We start from the raw sequence: 18,420 nt of genomic DNA, 5'->3' as shown, positions 1-18,420 counted from the left end.
GCGGCCGGCCGGGCGCCCCCGGCCGGCCGCTCGTCTCAGGAACCGCCGCACACCACCTCGTCGCCGCGGACCACCGCGCCCGTGTCCCGCGCCGGCTTCGCCGGCCGCACCTCGTGGACCTTCTCGAAGTCGGCGCCCGCGATCACCCTCAGCGTGGCGCCCTGGCCCCCCACCGCCCGCAGTTCGGCCCCGGGCAGCGCCGCGGCCAGCGACTTCGCCGAGTCGTCCCAGCGCGGGTCGTAGACGACCACGGTCCGCCGCACGGCGGGCCCCGGCGCGTTGACCGGAACGCCCGTGGTGCGGAAACCGGCGTCCGCCAGCGCCCGGTCGACGCGCCTGCCGAGCCCGGCCGTGCGGGTGCCGTTGGCGACCTGCACCCGGATCCGCCCGGGGTCGACCGGCACCCGGGGCACCGGGGAGCGGGGCGCGCGCTCGGGCACGGCCAGCGGACGGTCCTCGCGCAGCGCCGCGAACAGCCGGCCGGCCGCGGCGTCGTCCCACTTCACGGTCGAGCCGACGCCCTTCACGGCGTACTCGGTCTCCTCGACGGGCACGGTCGTGAACTCGGACGAGGACGGCGAGAAGTTCCGCATCGCACGGCCCAGGGCCAGCAGTTCGGCGGCGCCGAAGCCGTTGTCGGCGCGGACCGAGCCCAGTACCGCCCGGGTCACGTCCCGCAACCTCATCGGGTTCAGCAGGATGCCGGAGGAGGTCGCCCGGTCGATGGTGGCCGCCATGAAACGCTGCTGGCGCCGCATCCGGCTCAGGTCGGACGCCCCGTCCAGGTGGCGGGAGCGGACGTACTGGAGGGCCTGTCCGCCCTTCAGGGTGTGGGTGCCGGCCGGCAGGTCCAGGCCGGTGTGGCTGTCCTTGAGCGGCCGCGCGGTGCAGATCCGTACGCCGCCGAGCACGTCGACCGTCTTCATGAAGCTGGTGAAGTCGACCTCCAGGTAGTGGTCGATCTTCACCCGGGTCATCGACTCCACCGTGCGCACGGTCAGGCGCGGGCCGCCCTCGGCGTACGCCGCGTTCAGCTTGAGCGGGTGCCCCGCGTGCCGCTTACCGGTGGTGTGGTCGGTGTGCGGCGGGATTCGGGCGTAGGAGTCGCGCGGCAGGCTGACCACGCTCGCCCGCTTCCGGTCCGCCGAGATGTGCACGATCATGATCGTGTCGGTGCAGTGGCAGGGCTCGCCGCCCAGCCGGAACCGGCGCCGCTCCTGTTCGGAGATCCGGTCCCGGCCGTCGGTGCCCACCAGCAGGACGTTCGTGCCGTGGCCGGCCCGCGGGCGGTTCTTCATGTCCTTGAAGGCGTCCACCCGGCCGATGTCGGACTCCAGCCCGGTCAGCACCGCGTGCCCGATCCCGGCCGAGGCGAGCACCACCATCGACAGCGCGGTCGACATCCGTACGGCCCAGCGCGGCCTCCTGCGCCGTACGGGCGCGCGCCGGACGGTGCGCGCCGCCGGCCGCTCCGGGGGCGCGGCCGGGACCCGGGGGGCGGGGGAGCGGGGCGGCGTGGACAAGGGAACACCTCCGCGAGGACAGGCCCTGTGTGCCGGGACGGTGTGCCGGACGTGGGATCCTGAGCACCGTAGGCCCATACGATCTGCGGACCGGGGCAGCGGGCCCCGCGGCGCGCACCCGTGTCCCCCGTTCGCGGTAACGTGAGCCCCGATGAACGCCAAGTCCGACGTGCGGCCCCCCGCCGTTTCCGTGATCATGCCCGTCCTCAACGAGGAACGTCATCTGCGCGGCGCCGTCCAGGCCATCCTCGCCCAGGAGTACCCCGGCGAGATGGAGGTCGTGATCGCCGTCGGTCCGTCCGCGGACCGTACGGAGGAGATCGCCGCAGAACTCGTCCGGGAGGACCCCCGCGTCCGTGTGGTCCCGAACCCGACCGGCCGCACGCCCGCCGCGCTGAACGCCGCGATCAAGGCGTCCCGGCACCCGGTCGTGGTCCGCGTCGACGGCCACGGCATGCTGTCGCCGGGCTACATCGCCACGGCGGTACGGCTCCTGGAGGAGACCGGCGCGCAGAACGTCGGCGGCATCATGCACGCCGAGGGCGAGAACGACTGGGAGCACGCCGTCGCCGCCGCCATGACCTCGAGGATCGGCGTCGGCAACGCGGCCTTCCACACCGGTGGCGAGGCGGCCCCGGCCGAGACCGTCTACCTCGGCGTCTTCCGCCGCGAGGCGCTGGAGCGGCAGGGCGGCTACAACGAGGAGTTCATCCGCGCCCAGGACTGGGAGCTGAACTTCCGCATCCGCGAGGCCGGCGGCCTGATCTGGTTCTCGCCCGAGCTGAAGGTCTCCTACCGGCCCCGGCCGAGCGTGAAGGCGCTGGCCAAGCAGTACAAGGACTACGGCCGCTGGCGGCACGTCGTCGCCCGCTACCACTCCGGCTCCATCAACCTGCGCTACCTCGCCCCGCCGGCCGCGGTGTGCGCGATAGCCGCCGGGATCGTGGTGGGCGCGGTGCTCACCCCGTGGGGCTTCGTGGTCCCCGGCGGCTACCTGGCGGCGATCGTCGCCGGGTCGCTGCCGGCCGGCAGGGGGCTGCCGCTCAAGGCCCGCCTCCAGATCCCGGTGGCCCTGGCGACCATGCACATGTCCTGGGGCTGGGGCTTTTTGACCAGCCCGAAGTCGCTGGCCCGCAAGGTGATCGCCGCGCGGCGGGCGCCGGTGCTGCCGGGCGCCGGCGCGGACACCGCCGGCGCCCGCTAGAAAAGCTGTCTTCGATCTCCCGTCGTCGCCCGCAGGGCGGCCCTGCGGCGTCAGGCGCGTCCTCTCTCGCCGTGCCGGGCGTGTCCCCGCGTACTGGGCGTACTCGGGGGCACGCCCACGCGCCGCGCTTTCCCAGCGGGGTCCGGAGCACGCGCCGGACGCCGCTCCTTCCGCCACGGATGCCCGTCAGGCCCCCCTGGGTCAGGACCAGGTGAACGCCGGGTTCACGTGCATGCAGGCCGACTCGTCGGCGCCGTTGAGGGCCTCGGCCGACTCCGGTGTGGTGTTGTCCTCCTTCGGCGCCTCGTAGTCCCCGTCGTCCCGCCAGTCGGCGCCGACGACGAGCGTCACGCCGGTGACGGAGGACGACTTCTTCACCGAACTGGACGGTATGCCGAGCGACTCGGCGACCCGCAGGGCGTCGCCCTCCAGGTCGGCGCTCGGGTACCGGACGACCGTGGTCTCCTCACCGGTGTACGCGCCCTGGTCGGCGACCGCCTTGTCGAAGCCGTCCGCCACCAGCGAGTCGGCCACCGCGCTCGCCCGCCCGCCGACCGCGCCCCGGGTCCCGGTGGCGGTGCCGTTGCGCACCTGTACGGCGATCTCGCCGTCGGCGGCGGCCGGGTCGTCCGGTGCCTGGGCCGCCGCCGTTTCCTCCGTCTTCTCCTTCGCGTCCTTGCCGTCCAGCGCGATGTCCTCCCGCACCAGCCGGAAGAGCTGCTCGGCGTCCTCGGTGGGCTCGACGCGTGAGCCCACGTACCGGTTGGGCATCGTCGTCATGGTGATCCGCTCCGGTTCGACCTTGCGCAGCTCGTTGCTGAGGTCGTAGAGCTTCTTGACGGTGTCCAGGCCCGAGTCGACGGTGAGTGCCGAGGTGGCCTCCTCGGCCAGCCTGCGCAGCTTGCCCGGGCTGCTCAGGGTGGCGTTCTCACGCAGTACGCGGACCATCGAGTTCATGTACATGTGCTGCGCCTTGGCGCGGGCCAGGTCGCTGCCGTCCTCGAAGCCGTACCGGGTGCGCAGCCACTGCAGGGCCTGTTCGCCCTTGATGGAGTGGGTGCCCTTCTCCAGCTTCAGACCGGAGCCGTGGCCCTCGCTGTCCCGGGAGTGGATGTTGGCGTCCACGCACACCGGTACGCCGCCGATGGCGTCCGCCATCGACACCACGCCGGCGAAGTCGACCATGACGAAGTGGTCGATGTGGATGCCGGTGAGCTCCTGCCAGGTGGCGACCGTGCATCCGGGGCCGCCGTGGCCGAGGCTCTGGTTGGTCATCGTCCGGCCGTCGCTCGCCGGGTAGACGGTCCCGTCGTCGGGGTCGGTGCACTTGGGGATCCGCACCAGGGTGTCGCGGGGCATGCTGACCACCGACATGTTGCTGCGGTCGGCGGAGAGGTGCACCAGCATCTGGACGTCCGCGAGCGGCGTCGAGCCGAACGTCTCCCTGGCGCCGCCGAGTTTCTGGTTCTCCTCGGTGTCCCGCGCGTCGGAGCCGATGACCAGGATGTTCAGCGGGGTCTGCCCGGCGGCGTTCGGCGTCGGCTCGGCGACCTTGCTGTCGCCGAGGTTCAGCTCGTCCTTCTTGATGTTGCCGTTGAGATGGCGGTAGTAGAGGTATCCGGCGCCGGCCGTCCCGCATATCACCACGGCGAGGGCGACCGCGGTCCAGCGGAGCGCGCGCCTGCGGCGGCGGCGCGGGCGGGGCACGCTGTCCTCCCCGTCGCCGGTGTCACCGGGTGCGCCGGTGACGGGTGCGCCGTTGTCCGTCTTCACTGCGTGTCCCTCCCCGCCCGCGGGCTGCGGCACCGCAGCGCCGCCGCCCGGTCCGCCCCGACCGCGCTCAACTGGCGCACGTCACCTGGTCGGCCGTGGTTTTGTTCTTCACCTGCGTCGAAGCGGACGAGGCGTTGAGCTTCACGCCGGCGCCCTTGAAGTCCTTGCCCAGGGTCAACGTCATCGTCGGCAGGCCCTGGGCGTTGGTGACGGACTCGCCGGGCTTCATGGCCGAGCCGGACAGGCCGAGGAGGTCGGCGAGGCGGCGGGCCTGGTCGGCCTGGTCGGGGTCGTACTCCAGCTGGGTCTTGCCGAGCTCCTGCTCCGCGTTGCCGCCGTTCTCGGACTTGGTGACGCCGGCCGTGCCCTGGAGCCAGTCGAGTTCGTACTGGGCGCTGCCGTCCGGGGCGCCGCCGTTGAGGACGCGGACGCGGACCTCGGAGGCGTCCGCCTTGGTGCCCTTGAGGCGGGCGGCGACGGCGGCCTTCTCCTCCTTCTCCTGCTGCTCGACCTCGGTGAGGGAGACGTCGTTCTTGATCAGGTCGAAGAGCTGGGGGGCCTCCGACTGCCGTATCACCACCGTGGCCTTGACGGTCTCCGCGGGGTTGTCGTCGACCGGCACCGTCGTGAACGAGATGTTCTTCGTCGGCACCTTCTTCAGCTCCAGGGCGATGTCCTTGAGCGTGCCGACGTTGCCGATGGCGCTGTCGACGGTGAGCGCCTCGGTCGCGGCCTCGGCCAGCTTCAGCAGCTTCGTGGGGCTGGTGAGGGTGTCACCGGAGGACATCTTGCGCATCAGCGAGCCGAGGAACTGCTGCTGTACCCCGATCCGGTCCAGATCGCCCTGGTTGCCGAAGGCGTGCCGGGTGCGGACGAAGGCAAGGGCCTGCTCGCCCTCGACCTTGGACTTGCCGGCCTTCAGCTTGAGCTTGGACTCCTTGTCGTCGACGGCGTGGCTCACGCACACCTCCACGCCGTCGACCGCGGTGGTCAGCGTCTTGACCGCGTTGAAGTCCGCCATCATGAAATGGTCGGGCTTGATGCCGGTCACCGCCTCGACGGTCCGCATCGTGCAGCCCGGGTCGCGGCCGTCCTGCCCCAGGCTGTTGTTGAAGCGCTGGTTGGTGGTGCCGGGGATGACCTTCTCGGTGCCGTCCTCCAGCGTGGTCGGACAGTCCGGGATGTCGACGATCAGGTCGCGGGGGATGCTCAGCGCGGTGGCGTTGGAGCGGTCCTTGGCGACGTGCAGCAGGATGTTGGTGTCGGCGTGCCCGACGCTGCCGGCGTCGCCGTAGCCCTCGTTGCCCTCGCCGGTGCGCTTGTCGGTGCCGATGATGAGGATGTTGAACGCCTCGTTCTTGCGGAAGCTGCTCGCGCCCGCGTCGCCGACGTCCGTCGTGGAGACGTTTCCCTCGAGGTGCCGCAAGTAGAAGTAGCCGCCGGTGCCGGCCGCGAGGATCACGAAGGCCATCGTGCCCCCGGTCCACAGCAGGACCTTGCCGGCCTTGCCCTTCTTCTTCTCCGGGCGGCGTCCGCGCCGGCCGGGCGGCGTCTCCTCGGGGCCGGTACCCCGTCCTCGCTGGGGCGGGACGTCCCGGCCGGGGCCGGGAGCGGTCCGGGGGCCGGGCACACCGGAGGGCACGCCCGGGGGCGCGGGGGTGCGGGGGTTCTGCTGCCGGGGCCAGGACGGCTTCGGCTGCTGCGGTGCGGACTGCGGCAGCCGCAGTTCGTATTCGCCGGTCTGCGGGTTGCGTACCCACTGGTCTGCGGGGTCCACGTCGTCCGCTCGCCCACGGCCTTGCGCGTCCACGGTTGTCCGAATCCTCCGTCGGGAGCCACGCGGCACCTTGCCCGGAAGGTGCGCGGTCAGAATCAGCAAGCGCGCGACGCCGGGCGGGCCTCACGGCAGTGGGCACAGTGAGCGCTGTGAATGCTCACATTATCCGCCTCGTCCGGCGTCGAACGACTACGGGTGTCTCTCGGCATCCAGGTGGTTCAGGGACACCCTCCCCGCGCGTGCGCACCGCTCAGCGACATTCCGGTCTCCGCCCGTGTGAGATGTCCACCATGAGGTGGACGAACGGCGGCCCCGATGGGTTGTACGCCGGAGCCGCCCTGTCAGACGTGAGACGTGGCCGCCGGGTTCACTCGGCGCACTTCACCTCGTCGGCCGTGGACTTGTCGACGTCCACCGACGTGTTCGACGAGGCGTTGAGCTTGACCCCGGCGCCCTTGAAGTCCTTGCCGAGGGTCAGGGTCATGGTGGGCAGGCCCTGGGCGTTGGTGACGGACTCGCCGGGCTTCATGGCCGAGCCGGACAGGCCGAGGAGGTCGGCGAGGCGGCGGGCCTGGTCGGCCTGGTCGGGGTCGTACTCCAGCTGGGTCTTGCTGAGCTCCTTCTCGGCGTTGCCGCCGTTCTCGGACTTGGTGACGCCGGCCTCGGTCTGCAGCCAGGTCAGCTCCTCCTGGGCGCTGCCGCTCGGGGCGCCGCCGTTGAGGACGCGGACGCGGACCTCGGAGGCGTCCGCCTTGGTGCCCTTGAGGCGGGCGGCGACGGCGGCGGCCTCCTCCTTCTTCTGCTGCTTGACCTCCGTGAACGAGACGTCGTTCTGGATCATCTGGAAGACCTCGGCGGCCGTCGACTCCTTCAGTACGACCGTCGTCTTGACCGTCTCCGCCGGGTTGTCGACGACCGGCACCGTGGTGAACGTCAGGTTCTTGATGTTGAGCTTGCCCAGCTCCAGACCGAGGTCCTTCAGCTTGCTGATGCTGTCGAGCTGGGAGTCGACGGTGAGCGCCTCGGTGCCCGCCTCGGCCAGCTTCAGCATCTTCGAGGGGCTGGTGAGGGTGTCGTTGGACTTCAGCTTGCGCATCAGCGCGCTGAGGAACTGCTGCTGGATCGCGATCCGGCTCAGGTCACCACCGAAGCCGACCGAGTGCCGGGTGCGCACGAAGGCGAGGGCCTGCTCGCCCTGGATGGTGTGGGTGCCGGCCGACAGCTTCAGGTGCGAGTCGGGGTCGTCGATGTCCTTGTTCAAGCACACCTCGACCCCGCCGACCGCGGTGGTCAGCGTCTTGACCGCGTTGAAGTCGGCGACCATGAAGTTGTCGGGCTGCACCCCGGTCAGCTCGGTCACCGTGCGCACGGTGCAGCTGGGCGTACGGCCGTCCTGGCCCAGGCTGGTGTTGAAGCGGACGTCGGTGGTGCCGGGGATGACCTTGGTCGTGCCGTCCTCCTGCTCGGTCGGGCAGTCGGGGACGTCGACGATCAGGTCGCGGGGGATGCTCAGCGCGGTGGCGTTGGAGCGGTCCTTGGCGACGTGCAGCAGGATCGTGGTGTCGGCGTGGCCGACGCTGCCCGAGTCGCCGTAGCTCTCGTTGCCCTCGCCGGTGCGCTTGTCGGTGCCGATCAGCAGGATGTTGATCGCCTTGTCCTTCTGGAAGCCACCGGTGCTCGCGCCGTCGTCGGAGACGGCCTTGATGTTGCCGTTGAGGTGCTCCAGGTAGAGGTACCCGGCCGAGGCGGTGCCGAGGATCACGAAAGCCATCGTGCCGCCGGTCCACAGCAGGACCCTGCGGCCCTTGCCCTTCTTCTCCGGGCGGCGTCCGCGCCGGCCGGGCGGCGGCTCCTCGGGGGCGCCGCGCCGCCGCCGCTGGGGCGGGATGTCCCGGGGCGGGGCCGGTGCGGCCCGGTTCCCGCGCGGGGCGTCCGCCACGCCGGTCCCGTCCGCGCCCGCGCCGTCGGCGGCGGTTCCCCGCCGGGCGGATCTGCGGGGGCCCGGCACCGACGGCTGCGGTGCGGAAGGGGCCAGTCGCAGTTCGTATTCGCCAGTGCGCGGGTTCAGTACCCACTGGTCTGCGGGATCGATGTCGTCCGCCCGCCCACGGCCTTGCGAGTCCACGGTTGTCCGAATCCTCCGTCGGGGCCACGTGGCGCCTTTCCCCTCCAGGCGCTCGGGTCTCTCGGTCGTTCAGGGCCCGACCGAGAACGAACTCGCGGTAGGGCACACCGGATCGCTCACACTAACCGCCCCGTTCGGGGTACGGCGACGCTGGTGACGTATTCCACCACGTTTATAACTGGCAATCCGCACATTCTCGCGAACCGGTGCCCAACACTGTGCGCATCCTTGGAGCCCGCTTTACCCGCAGGAGTCCTCGGCGGCCGTGTTCCCCGGGAACGCCGGCGTGGGCGAAACGCCGTCCGGGGGCTCTTGGGGCCGCTTTCCGGCGGACGGTCCGGCGCCGTGCCCGTACGCCCTGTGGCCGCTGGAATCCAGGCCGCCGGAACCGGGCCGGCCGCCCCGGCGGCCCTCGGCCGCCGCGGTGACCGTGACCGGCTCGTCCGTCCGCAGCCGGGTGAAGAGTTCCCGCGCCGCGGGCTGCACGAGCCGGTCGCGGTCGGGGTCCGGCGGCCACGACTCCCGTGGCACGGTGAGGAATCGCACCCGTTTCGCGGGGATGTCGCGCAGCCCGCGCGCGAGTTCGTACAGCCCGCGCGGACTCGCCAGGCCGGGGTCGGTCGTCAGCGCGGACGTGGCCGCGTCCAGCACGGGATACAGCTTCACCGGATTCAGCAGAATCCGATTGCTCCGCACCTTGTCGACCAGTGCCCCGAGGAAACGCTGCTGCCGTTCCATCCGGCCGGTGTCGCTGCCGTCGCCGAGCGACTTGCGGGCGCGGACGTAACCGAGCGCCTGCTCCCCGTCCAGCGTCACCCGGCCCGCGGGCAGCCGCAGCCCGGCCGCCTTGTCGGAGACCGGCTCGGGCAGGCACATCTCGACGCCGTCGACGGCGTCGACCATCTCCTTGAAACCGTGGAAGTCGACGACCACGTGGTGGTCGATCCGGATGCGCGTCAGCTTCTCCACCGTCCGGATCGAGCAGGCCGAACCTCCCACCTCGTAGGCGTGGTTGAACTGCGCGAAGGCCGGCGCGGACCGGGACCCGTCCGGGCGGCGGCAGCCGGGCACCCGCACCATCAGGTCGCGCGGCAGGGAGACGCCGGTGGCGCTGCGCCGGTCCGCCGACAGGTGCAGCAGCACCACGGTGTCCGACCGCTCGGTGCCGGAATCCCGCCCGTAGCGGGAGTTGTCCTCGCCCGCCCGGGAGTCCGAGCCGATCAGCAGGATGTTCCGCGCCCCGCGCACCAGCGAGGCGGGGCGCTCCTTCTCGTACCGGGCCAGTTCGGCGGCGGCGGCCTCGTCGGGCGTGATGTTGCCGTCCAGCCTGGTGTAGAGCGTCCAGCCGGTGCCCGCGGCGCCGGTCAGGACGACGGCCGCGGCCAGCCCCGACCACCTCAGCCACCGCCGCCGACGGCGCCGCCGCGGCCCGCCCCCGGTCGCGGACGTCCCCGGCCCGGGGGCGCGGCCCCCGGGGCCCCTTGCGGTGCCGGTCACCTCTGGCCACCCCTCCTGCCGTACGCGCGTCTGGCGGGCTTGCGGGTCTGCGGGCCCGCGCGCCTCCTGCTCCTACGACCATGGCCCGGACACGGGACGGGAGGGAGGTGGGGATGCGCCGAACGGGGGGCGGGGAGGGACGGTGGCGGGGCAGTGGGGGACGGCGGTGGGGCGGTGGCGGGCCGGTGGCGGGGGCCCGGCCGGCTCAGCGGGCCGTGGCCGTGACCCGCTCGCTCTCGATGCGCTGGTCCAGGGCGTCGGCGGCCAGCCGGTCCAGGTTGCGGCACAGCACCACGGAGCCGCCCGTGGCGAGCGGCCCGTACAGCCCGGCGTTCAGCCCCTCCCAGGTGTCGTACGGCAGCCCGGACAGCAGGCGTGCCCCCGGCCCCGTCAGCCCCAGTCCCGTCGCCTCCGCGCGGGCCCGCTCCACCACCTCGGCCCCGCTGAACTCCCGCCCCGCCACGATCAGCGCGGGCGCCTCGGGGTCCACCGGCGCGTACGGCACGAACCGGTCGCCCTGCCCCGGCACCTCCACCGCGTAGTCGGCGAAGCCCTGCGGCGGCTCGGGGAACCGTCCGCCCAGCGGCCGCAGGGCGAGCGCGATCCGCGCCCCCCGGCACGCGCGCGCCGCCGCCAGTGCCTCGGCGTCAGGACCGCTGACGACGAGGTCCGCCGCGGCCGGGTCGCCGGCCATGTCGGCGACCACGCCGACCGACGCGCACGCCAGCAGCCACACGGCCGTCTGCCAGTGCGCGGGCAGCAGCAGCGCGACCCGGTCGCCGGGCTCCGCCGACAGTTCGTCCTGGAGCAGGTTGGCGGTCTTGGCCACCCAATTGGCGAAGGTGGCCACGGACAGTTCGACGCGTTCGCCCGTGGCGTCGTCGTAGAAGGTCACCAGGGGGCGTCCCGGGTCCGCGGCGAGCGCGGAACTCAGCAGGTCGGCGGGGGTGCGGTCGGTCGCGTTCACTCGCGCAAGCGTACGCGGGACAGCGGCGGGGGACATATCGCGCGGCCACCGGTTCGGGCGAACGTGCCCTGGAGGCGGACGAGTTCCGAGAAGTTCCGAATGGACAGGTTTGTACGGCCGTGTTCAGGATCAGGGGCATGCATGGATTCCTCGCTTCCTCGATCGGTGTCACCTGCGCGGCGGCCCTCGCCCTGCCCCTCGTCCCGCCCGCCGCGGCGGGCACGTCCGCCCCCGCCCCCGCCCCCGGATCCGCCTCGGCCGCCGCGCGGACGGTGCGCGCCGAGGCGTCCGTGTCCGGCAGCACGCAGTCGCTGCCGCTCGGAACCCTGGCCCGGGACCGTTCCGCCGATCCCACGGATCCTGCCGATCCCACGGATCCCGGGGATCCTGGGGATCCCACGGATCCTGGGGATCCCACGGATCCGGCGGACCCCACGGACCCCGCCGATCCCGCCGAACAGGGCGTAACCCCCCGTACCGTACGGCCCTTCTCGCTGGTCGGAGTCGTCTGGGACGACCCCGGCCGCGAACTGCACGGCAGTGTCCGGGTGCGGGTCCGTGACACCGCCACCGGCACCTGGTCGGGCTGGCAGGACCTGGCCGCCCACAACGCCGACCACGGTGCCGACCCGGACACCCCCGAGCGCACCTCGGGCCGGGTGCGGGGCGCCACCGAGCCCCTGTGGGTGGGGGACTCGGACGGGGTGGAGCTGCGCGTGCGGGCGGACGACGGCTGGGAGTTCGCGCTTCCGCGGGGGCTGCGCCTGGAACTCGTCGACCCTGGCGGGGAAGAGGAGGACGCGTCGGGGTACAGCCCGCTCGCCGCCGACCAGGCCGCCGCGCCCGCCAAGGGCAAGCCCTACGTCGGCCCCCGCCCCGGGATCGTGACGCGGCGCGGGTGGGGCGCGGACGAGGGACTGCGGGAGAAGGGCTTCAAGTACACGAAGAAGGTCAAGGCGGCCTTCGTGCACCACTCGGCCACCGGCAACAACTACACCTGCGCGCAGGCCCCGTCGGTCATCCGCGGTATCTACCGCTACCACGTCAAGAGCATGGGCTGGCGGGACATCGGCTACAACTTCCTCATCGACAAGTGCGGGAAGATCTACGAGGGCCGGGCGGGCGGCGCGGCCAAGCCGGTCCTCGGCGCGCACACCCTCGGCTTCAACTCCGACAGCATGGGGGTCGCCGTACTCGGCACGTACAGCACGAAGAAGCCCACCGCGGCGGCGGTCCGGGCGGTGGCCCGGCTGAGCGCGTGGAAGCTCGGCCTGTACGGCATGAATCCCCTCGGCAAGACATACCTGAAGTCCGGTGGTGGCAATCTCTACCGAAAAGGCGAGAACGTACGACTCAGTGTGATCTCCGGGCACCGCGACGGCTTCAACACGAGCTGTCCGGGTGCGCAGCTGTACAAGGAACTCGGCACGGCCCGCTCGGCCGCGGCCAAGTACCAGGGCCGTTGAGCGGCGGGGCAAGGACGGATCCACCGGTCTGCATACACTGGCCGGCCGAAAGGAAGTTCGGCCGGTCCCGGCAGGAAGCAGAGACGACAGGTGACAGAAGCGATCCTCCTGGTCGGCGGCAAGGGCACACGGCTGCGCCCGCTCACGGTGCACACGCCGAAGCCGATGGTCAGGGCAGCGGGGGTGCCGTTCCTCACGCACCAGTTGGCGCGGGCGAAGGCGGCGGGGGTCGAGCACATCGTGCTCGCGACGAGCTATCTGGCGGAGGTGTTCGAGCCGTACTTCGGGGACGGCTCGTCGCTGGGGCTGCACATCGAGTACGTGACGGAGAAGGAGCCGCTCGGCACCGGCGGGGCGATCCGCAACGTGGCCTCGCGGCTGCGGTCGGGGCCCGACGAGCCGGTGCTGGTCTTCAACGGCGACATCCTGACGGGGCTGGACATCAGGGCGCTGGTGGACACCCACGAGGCGACGGGCGCGGACGTCTCCCTGCACCTGACGAGGGTGACGGACCCGCGGGCCTACGGACTCGTCCCGACGGACGGCGCGGGCCGCGTCCTGGCCTTCCTGGAGAAGCCGCAGACGCCGGAGGAGATCGTCACCGACCAGATCAACGCGGGGGCGTACGTCTTCCGCCGGTCGGTCATCGACACGATCCCGGCGGGGCGGCCGGTGTCGGTGGAGCGCGAGACGTTCCCGGAACTGCTGGCGACGGGGGCGCACCTGCAGGGGATGGTCGACTCCACGTACTGGCTGGACCTCGGCACCCCGGCCGCGTTCGTACGGGGGTCGGCCGACCTGGTCCTGGGCCGCGCCCCGTCCCCGGCCGTGCCGGGCCGCTGCGGCGACCGGCTCGTCCTGCCGACGGCGAGGGTGGCGCCGGACGCCAAGCTGTCGGGCGGGACGGTGGTGGGCGAGGGGGCGTTCGTCGCGGAGGGGACGCGGATATTCGGCAGCACGATCCTGCCGGGCGCGGTGATCGAGCCGGGCGCGGTCGTCACGGACTCGCTCATCGGCAACGGGGCCCGGGTCGGGAGACGGTCGGTGGTCACCGGGACGGTGATCGGGGACGGTGCGGTGATCGGCGCGGACAACGAGCTGAGGGAGGGCGTCCGGGTGTGGTGCGACGCGCGGATCCCGGCGGGGGCGGTGCGGTTCTCGTCCGATCAGTAGGGGGTGCCCGCGGCGCCTGTGCGGGTGCGGTGGGGGTGCGCGTAGCGCCCAGGGCGTGCTTCGGGGTCGGGGCCGGGGCGGGGGTGTCCGTCCTCGGAACGGCGCGGAATCGGTCTGCCGCGGGGGTGGAGCGGGTCGACGCGCCGACCGCCGCGGGCGGACACCCCCCACCCCGGCCCCTTGCCGCCGTACGCGGGTGCGGGCACGTCCCCATGCCGCCGGCGCGGCATCGGGGGATCCGCTCACTCGCGCGGGCGGCACAGGCCGCGTGACCACGGGCAGTCGTACCGCCTGGGGCGGCACGGGCGGGCGCGGCGGCAACCGGTCAGCGCCGGGTCGCGCCACCCACCCACGCCGACCACGACGCCGGGCATCACATCAGCACCGTTCACACGCCGTACGGCACCGGTCAGAACCGCTCGAACCCCCGCGGAGCCGCCCGCGGCCCCCGCCGCTCCGGCACCCGACCGCTCAACAGGATCAACCGCGCCGCCCGGTGCCGCTGCCCGGCATAGGGCTCCAGCAGCCGCAGCATCTCCTCGTCGTCCGCGTCCCGGTCCCCGGCCAGCGCGAACCCCACGATCCCCGGCAGATGCAGGTCCCCGACCGTCACCGCGTCCGGCGCCCCGTGACTGCGCTGCACGACCTCCGCCGAGGTCCACGGCCCCACCCCCGGTACGGCCTCCAGCCGCGCCCGCGCCGCCGCCGGTTCCATCCCGGCCGCCTCCTCCAGCCGCGCGGCGACCCGCACGGCCCGCAGGACCGTGGACGCCCGCTTGTCGTCGACCCCGGCCCTGTGCCACTCCCAGGACGGGATCAGCGCCCACGTCCGCGGCGCCGGCATCACGTACAGGCCGGCGGGCACCGGCCCCGGCGCCGGCTCGCCGAACGCCCGTACCAGCAGCCGCCACGCCCGGTACGCCTCCGCCGCCGTCACCTTCTGCTCCAGCACCGACGGGATCAGCGACTCCAGCACCAGCCCGGTCCGCCCCAGCCGCAGTCCCGGCCGCCGGTGCCGCGTCACCGCCAGCAACCGGTGCCTGGGCACGAACGCGGACGGGTCGTCGTCGGCCCCCAGCAACCCCGGCAGCCGGTCCAGCAGCCACTCCGCGCCCGGCCCCCACGCCTCGCCCCGTACCGCACCGCCGCGCGCGGCGACCCGCAGCGTCCCGGGCCCGGCCGGCGTCCGGCCGGACCGCCAGACCGCGCCGTCCGGCGTCGCCCGGAAGGTCGGGTCCCCGGGGCCGCGCCGCAGCGGGCCGAGGACCAGGCCGAGGTCGAGCGGCCCGTCGGGCACCCAGACGCGGACCTTCCCCGGCACCGGAGCCGGCCCCGGCACGCTCCCGCCGGGCACGGCGCCCTGCCCGCCGTACGCCGGCGTACGCGCGGGGCGGGGAGCGAAGCGTCCGGCCACGGATGGTGTCCCTGGGGATGGCGGGGAGGGGTCCCTACGAGGGTAGGCGCTCCGGTCAGCGGACCTCGATGAAGTCCCCGGGCGCCCGCTCCGGCCGCGGGCGGGGCTCCCGCGCCGGGTGGCCCACCGCGACGGCCCCCATCGGGTCCCAGCCGGCCGGCAGGTCCAGGACCTCCCGTACGACCTCGCGGCAGAACATCGTCGAGGACACCCACGCCGAGCCGAGCCGCTCCCCGGCCAGCGCGATCAGGAAGTTCTGCACCCCGGCCCCGGCCGCGACCACGAACATCTCCCGCTCCGCCCCGTCCCGCCGCGCGTCCCCGTACGTGTGCGAGCCGTCCATGACCAGGCAGGGGACGACGAGGCAGGGGGCGTCGCGCAGGACGTCACCGCGGCGGACCCGCCTGGCGATGGACTCCTGCGACCTGCCGTCGCGGCGGAGGTCCGCGATCCAGGCGTCCCGCATGGCGTCCAGCAGGCGGGTGCGGGACTCCGCCGACTCCAGGAGGACGAAGCGCCAGGGCGTGGTGTGGTGCGGGGCCGGAGCCGTGACCGCCGCGGCCACCGCGCGGCGGACCGCGCCGGGGTCGACGGGCTCGTCCGTGAACGTCCGTACGGTACGCCGCTGGGTGACCGCCTGCCGTACGGCTTCGGAGGTGCCCAGGCGGAACATGTCGTCGCGGGCGCCGCGGACCAGGGCGCGGGCGCCCTCGCCGTCGTCCTCGGTCAGGGTGTGCGGCAGGCCGCGGACCACGGCGACCGGCAGTCCGGCGGCCTTGCCCTTGACGAGGTCGCCCGCGGCGGCCAGCTCGTCGGCGGTGGCGACGACGGTGGCGCCGAGCGCGTTGCCGTGGGTGTCGGTGCCGCCGCGCAGGTCGTCGAGGACGCGGACGCCGGCCGCGCCGATCGCCAGGTCGGTGAGCCCGGAGCGCCAGGGACGGCCGAAGGTGTCGGTGACGACCACGCCGACCCGCACGCCGAGGGCCTCGCGCAGCCCGTCGCGGAGGGCGCGGGCGGAGGCGTCCGGGTCCTCGGGGAGCAGGAGGACGGTGCCGGCCGGGGTGTTGGAGGCGTCGACGCCCGCCGCGGCCATGACCAGGCCCTGGCGGTTCTCGACGATGCGCAGCGCGCCGCGCCGGGCGACCACCCGCACCGTCTCCGCGTCGATGGCCGCCTCCCGGTCGGCGGCCTTCAGCACCCGGCCCTCGGCCTTGGAGACGATCTTGGAGGTGACCAGGAGCACGTCCCCGTCGGCCAGGCCCGGCTCGGCCGCGGCGATCAGCTTCGCCAGGTCGTCGCCGGGCCGCACCTCCGGCAGTCCGGGCACGGCCCAGACCCGGTAGCCGCTCCCCCCGCTCAAGCCGCCCGCACCTCCTCGGCCAGCGCCAGCGCCTCCCGCGCCATCCGCGCGGTGGCGTCGAGGCCGGTCATCATCAGCGGAACGGCCCTGCAGAGGATGCCGGCCGCCTCCACACGGGTGACCGCGCCGGCGTCGACGGTGTCGACCAGCCAGCCGTCGAGCAGGCCCGAGCCGTAGTGCTCGGCGACCGCGGCGGCGGTGGACTCCACGCCGACCGCGGCGAGGACCTTGTCGGCCATGCCGCGCACCGGCGCGTCGCCGACGATGGGGGAGAGGCCGACCACCGGCACGCCCGCCTCGGCGATCGCCTCCCGGATGCCGGGCACGGCGAGGATCGTGCCGATGGAGACGACCGGGTTGGAGGGCGGGAAGAGGATCAGGTCGGCGTCGGCGATCGCTTCGAGCACACCGGGGGCGGGCTTGGCCTGTTCCGCGCCGACCGGGACGACCGCCTCCGCCGGGACCGAGGCGCGCAGCCGCACCCAGTACTCCTGGAAGTGGATCGCCCTGCGCTCGCCGTCGACCTCCACGGCGACGTGCGTCTCCACCCGGTCGTCGGTCATCGGCAGGAGGCGCACGCCGGGCTGCCAGCGGTCGCAGAGCGCCTCGGTCACCGCGCTGAGCGGATAACCCGCGGTGATCATCTGGGTCCGCACGATGTGCGTGGCGAAGTCGCGGTCGCCCAGGCCGAACCACTCGGGCCCGACGCCGTACGCCGCCAGCTCCTCCTTGAGGTGGAAGGTCTCGTCGGCCCGTCCCCAGCCCTGCTCCTCGTTGATGCCGCCGCCGAGCGTGTACATCACCGTGTCGAGGTCCGGGCAGACCTTCAGCCCGAAGAGGTGGATGTCGTCGCCGGTGTTGCCGATGACCGTGATCTCCGCGTCCTGCGCGGCCCGCTTCAGGCCGCGCAGGAACCGGGCACCGCCGATGCCGCCTGCCAGAACCACAATGCGCATGCGCCCAGTCTCGCAGGCGGGTACGACAGTGCGTCAGGCGGTCGCCGGGGCGGGGGTGCAGCGCGCCGAGTACGCCGAGTACACGGTCATGTCGGTCAGGCCCGGGTGGTAGACGTGCAGGCTGACCGCCGGCTCCAGGGACTCGTTGACCACCTCGTGCACGTAGCCCGGCGCGAACACCCGCTGCCCACCCGGCCGCAACGCGCGCGTGCCGCGCCGGCTGTGCTCGGTGAGCGTGCCGTCCAGGACGGTCAGCACCCCGCAGGACGGGCCGTGGTCGTGCCGTCCGCTGCCCTGGCCGGGCACCCAGGACAGCAGCCACACCTCGTAGCCGGGGCCGGTGCGCAGCCGGTGGTACCAGCGGGAGAGGGCGTCGTAGCGGACGAGGTGCTCCCACTGGGCGCGGTCCGCGGCGATGGAGCGGGCCAGGCCGGCGAACTCGGCCACCGTGGCCGGGTGCTCGCGCGGTGGCTGCAGGAGGTGCGGTACTTCGAGGATGTCGCCGGCGATCTGCAGGTCGCTGTCGCTGTTCATGGGTGGGGTGGTTCCTCGGCGGAAGAGTGCGGGGAGGACGGAGGCGCCCTGGTGGGGCGGGAGGAGACGGGCGGGTCGAGTGGACCCGGAAGGCGGCCGGAGCGGGCGTGGCTCAACAGCCGGAACAGCGACAGCTACAGCGAGCGCGGGCAGCACCGTGGGACCCGGCGGGGCGGGTCGAGGTGAGTGCCGAATTCGCGAGCATGCCCACAAGGACAGCGGCTCACACCTGCACTGTCAACTCGCCGCCCGAAATGTGGGACATGGTTCACCTCATCCGGTTCACCTGAAAGATGACAGGTTTGCTCGTCCGACTTCCGGGACACATGGCGCACAAGCCGGGCGCACAACCCCCGTTGCCGTCCCGTGATCCGAATGTGATCAAGGCCGCTTCGGTGGGTGCGCAGGAACGAGATCGAACGGCGGGGCGTCCTCCCCTGTGGCCGGGGTGGCGACCTCGCGGTCCCTGTCGGTGTGCGGAGCTTTATGCCGATTTGAACACTTTCCGCTCGGCCTTGGTTCCGCAGAGTGAATAAGGGGCCCAATAGCAGATCTCGGCTTGACTCGCCCGGAGCAGCACACTTGTAATTTCACTCGTGTCGTTCGGCCGGAATCGGTAACGGCCACATCACGGGGACGCGAAGACAGACG

At 73.1% G+C, this 18,420-nt stretch carries 13 protein-coding genes; 3 read left to right on the top strand and 10 right to left on the bottom strand.

Going from position 1 to position 18,420, the window contains the following annotated elements:
- Window positions 1–35: 35 nt before the first annotated feature.
- On the bottom strand, window positions 36–1,523 hold the full coding sequence (locus ACY1JF_RS05575) for an LCP family protein (RefSeq protein WP_462703844.1): 1,488 nt from the start codon (window positions 1,521–1,523) through the stop codon (window positions 36–38).
- A 151-nt stretch (window positions 1,524–1,674) separates the two neighbouring features.
- On the opposite strand from ACY1JF_RS05575, the gene ACY1JF_RS05570 reads away from it, so the two are divergent.
- Entirely contained in the window at window positions 1,675–2,727 is a 1,053-nt protein-coding gene (locus ACY1JF_RS05570) for a glycosyltransferase family 2 protein (protein WP_462703843.1), read from the top strand.
- Between the two features lie 201 nt (window positions 2,728–2,928).
- Here the strand turns inward: ACY1JF_RS05570 and ACY1JF_RS05565 are convergent, their stop codons facing one another.
- The 5 genes from ACY1JF_RS05565 to ACY1JF_RS05545 form a co-directional block, all read right to left on the bottom strand.
- Window positions 2,929–4,533, bottom strand: a complete 1,605-nt coding sequence (locus ACY1JF_RS05565; RefSeq protein WP_462703842.1) for an LCP family protein — start codon at window positions 4,531–4,533, stop codon at window positions 2,929–2,931.
- Between the two features lie 34 nt (window positions 4,534–4,567).
- On the bottom strand, window positions 4,568–6,310 hold the full coding sequence (locus ACY1JF_RS05560; RefSeq protein WP_462703841.1) for an LCP family glycopolymer transferase: 1,743 nt from the start codon (window positions 6,308–6,310) through the stop codon (window positions 4,568–4,570).
- Between the two features lie 334 nt (window positions 6,311–6,644).
- Window positions 6,645–8,402, bottom strand: coding sequence for an LCP family protein (locus tag ACY1JF_RS05555; RefSeq protein ID WP_462703840.1), 1,758 nt, complete (start codon window positions 8,400–8,402; stop codon window positions 6,645–6,647).
- 240 nt (window positions 8,403–8,642) lie between these two features.
- Window positions 8,643–9,899, bottom strand: a complete 1,257-nt coding sequence (locus tag ACY1JF_RS05550; RefSeq protein WP_462703839.1) for an LCP family protein — start codon at window positions 9,897–9,899, stop codon at window positions 8,643–8,645.
- Between the two features lie 205 nt (window positions 9,900–10,104).
- Window positions 10,105–10,866: a TIGR03089 family protein gene (locus ACY1JF_RS05545; protein WP_462703838.1), complete on the bottom strand. Its 762-nt coding sequence runs from the start codon at window positions 10,864–10,866 to the stop codon at window positions 10,105–10,107.
- Window positions 10,867–11,003: 137 nt separating this feature from the next.
- Between ACY1JF_RS05545 and ACY1JF_RS05540 the strand changes: the two genes are divergently transcribed.
- Together ACY1JF_RS05540 and manB are read left to right on the top strand one after the other, a co-directional pair.
- A complete protein-coding gene (locus ACY1JF_RS05540; protein ID WP_462703837.1) occupies window positions 11,004–12,332 on the top strand; it encodes a peptidoglycan recognition protein family protein in 1,329 nt (442 codons plus the stop codon).
- 90 nt (window positions 12,333–12,422) lie between these two features.
- Window positions 12,423–13,505, top strand: a complete 1,083-nt coding sequence (gene manB, locus ACY1JF_RS05535) for a mannose-1-phosphate guanylyltransferase (protein WP_462703836.1) — start codon at window positions 12,423–12,425, stop codon at window positions 13,503–13,505.
- Between the two features lie 409 nt (window positions 13,506–13,914).
- Here the strand turns inward: manB and ACY1JF_RS05530 are convergent, their stop codons facing one another.
- From ACY1JF_RS05530 to ACY1JF_RS05515, 4 genes are read right to left on the bottom strand one after another with little or no spacing between them, the layout of a single operon-like run.
- Entirely contained in the window at window positions 13,915–14,919 is a 1,005-nt protein-coding gene (locus tag ACY1JF_RS05530) for a DNA-3-methyladenine glycosylase family protein (RefSeq protein WP_462703835.1), read from the bottom strand.
- A gap of 55 nt (window positions 14,920–14,974) precedes the next feature.
- Window positions 14,975–16,279, bottom strand: coding sequence for a coenzyme F420-0:L-glutamate ligase (locus ACY1JF_RS05525; protein WP_462703834.1), 1,305 nt, complete (start codon window positions 16,277–16,279; stop codon window positions 14,975–14,977).
- Entirely contained in the window at window positions 16,276–17,235 is a 960-nt protein-coding gene (gene cofD, locus ACY1JF_RS05520) for a 2-phospho-L-lactate transferase (RefSeq protein WP_462703833.1), read from the bottom strand. The genes ACY1JF_RS05525 and cofD overlap by 4 nt, the downstream gene beginning before the upstream one ends.
- 33 nt (window positions 17,236–17,268) lie before the next feature.
- On the bottom strand, window positions 17,269–17,769 hold the full coding sequence (locus ACY1JF_RS05515) for a cysteine dioxygenase (protein ID WP_462703832.1): 501 nt from the start codon (window positions 17,767–17,769) through the stop codon (window positions 17,269–17,271).
- Between the last annotated feature and the right edge of the window lie 651 nt (window positions 17,770–18,420).

It is taken from the genome of Streptomyces sp. SYSU D01066-1, assembly GCF_054956795.1.
This window is presented reverse-complemented; position numbering and strand designations above follow the sequence as displayed.